The following is a 2269-nucleotide window of genomic DNA, read 5'->3' on the forward strand; positions in this document are numbered from 1 at the left end:
GCCACCTACCCGGTCTACATCGATCCCTATGTCGAGGGCTCTCGCTACTCGTGGACCATTGCCTATAAGAAGTACCCCAACGGCTCCTTCTACAACGGTGGCGGCTGGGGCGGCTCGGGTGAGTCCACCTCCACCGCCCGCGTCGGGTACGAGAACGAGACCAACGGTCTGGGCCGCTCCTACTTCCGCATGAACACCAAGAACCTGTGGAGCACCAAGAAGCAGGTCATCAAGTCCACGTTCCGGATCAAGAACACCTGGTCCTGGTCGTGCACCTCCAAGCCCGTCAACCTCTACCGCACCGCAACGATCGGCTCGTCGACCACCTGGAACAACCAGCCCGACAAGCGGGAGAAACTGGATACGGTCAACGACTCCAAGGGGTGGGGCTCCAACTGCCCGGCCGGCAACCTTGCCTTCGACACCACGGCGGCCGCCAAGGACGCAGCCGCCGGCAAGTGGAACACCATCTCCCTGCTGCTCCAGGCGGACAACGAGTCGGATGTGTTCGGGTGGAAGAAGTTCTCCGCCAAGTCCGCCGTGCTCTCCACCGAGTACAACACCATTCCCAACGCGCCCTCCGGCCTGGACACCATCCCCAGCACGAAGAACAGCAAAGGCTGCGGTGACGTCGCCCCCCACGGCACCATCGGCAACACCGATGTCTACCTGACCGCCAAGGTCGGCGACAAGGACGGCGGCACCGTGAAGGCCCAGTTCCATCTGTGGGCCACCGGACACCACGACGACGGACCCAAGGTGTTCTTCGACAAGACCGTCTCCGCCACCTCGGGCACCGTTGCCAAGATCAAGGTCCCCAAGGCAACGCTCGCCCAGTACGTCTCCACCGCCGGCGGAAACTTCTCCTGGAAGGCCCAGGCCAGCGACGGCAGAGCTACCTCAGACTGGACACCGACCCTGGGCGCGTCGGGATGCCGCTTCGTCTTCGACCCCAACCGCCCCAGCACCCCGCCCGGCATCAACTCCAGCCAGTTCCCAGACGGAAGCGACGGCTGGCCGGTGGCCACCGGGAGCGTGCGCAACCAGGGATCCTTCGAGCTCACGAGCGGCGGCGTCAAGGACGTGGCCAAGTACGAGTACTGGACCGACACCGAGCCCACCGTGCGCACCGCCACGCCCAGCAGCGCAGGCGGCAGCGTCACGATCAAGTACACCCCGACCACCGCGGGTACCAACCATCTGTATGCCCGCAGTCTCGACAAGGCCGGCAACAAGTCCGATGCCGCCGACTACATCTTCTACGCCAACGGCCCCAAAGAAACCGACAAGCCCGGCGACATCAACGGCGACGGCAACCCTGATCTGTGGGCCGTCGACAAGGAAGGCGCCCTGCACCGCTACTACGGCGCCGGCGACGGCACCGTCACTGACGCCGCCTCAGCCGCCTCTAACTCCCTGTGGACGGGGGTCAAGCTCACACACCGCGGAGACTGGACGGGGGATGCCTACGAAGATCTTATCGCCCTGAACCACGACAGTGCCTCCAACACCGACCGACTGTGGGTGCACCCCAACAACGGCTACGGCTTCGCCTGCACCGACTGCGAAGGCGATGCCAGCGACCGGCAGGAGCTCACTGTCTACGACGAGGCCAACAGCCACTGGAACAACGCCGACCAGATCCTGGCCATCGGTGACGTGGACGGACCCCTGGACATCGACGACGACGGCACACCGGATACAGCCGGATACCCCGACCTTCTGGTCAAGGAAGGCAGCCTGCTCTGGCTCTACTTCGGTGCTGCGGACAACCGTCTTGACACCGACCGCGAACCCATTCTGATCGGCCCAGACGGCTGGAAGGACATGGACCTGTTCGCCCCTGGCGACACCAACGGTGACGGACGCGTCGACCTCGGCGCCCGCGACCGCACCACCGGCGAGCTGTACGTCTACCGTGGCACCAGCAACGACGGCGACGGACTCGCCGACCAGTCGGCGAAGATCAGGACCGGCACCAACTTCGGTCCGAGCGCCATCCCTCTGATTACTTCGCCAGGAGACGCCGACGGCAACGGACGAGGCTTCGATCTCTGGCTCACCCGCAGTGACCAAGCGCTCTGGCGATACCTCGACGTCGCAAGCGGAAGCGCAGCCCTGTCCAAGGTCAGCGATGGCTGGCAGGGATACCAAGCTATTAGCTGACCCAGGCGTGGGGGGCCCGGCGGGCCGCCGCCCCCGGCCCCCCCCCCACACGCGGAACGCACCACATCGGACCAAGTGAGGGAGCCCCCCGGGGGGGGTAGAA

Annotated in this window: 1 protein-coding gene; it reads left to right on the forward strand. The window is 65.4% G+C overall.

Translation table 11 applies throughout. The annotated features are described in order from the left end of the window. The coding region (locus ACQKIP_RS36940) for an FG-GAP repeat domain-containing protein (protein WP_427745139.1) at positions 1-2166 on the forward strand (2166 nt) is incomplete at its 5' end. Between the last annotated feature and the right edge of the window lie 103 nt (positions 2167-2269).

The organism is Streptomyces sp. NPDC059900 (assembly GCF_050270335.1).
GTDB lineage: Bacteria > Actinomycetota > Actinomycetes > Streptomycetales > Streptomycetaceae > Streptomyces.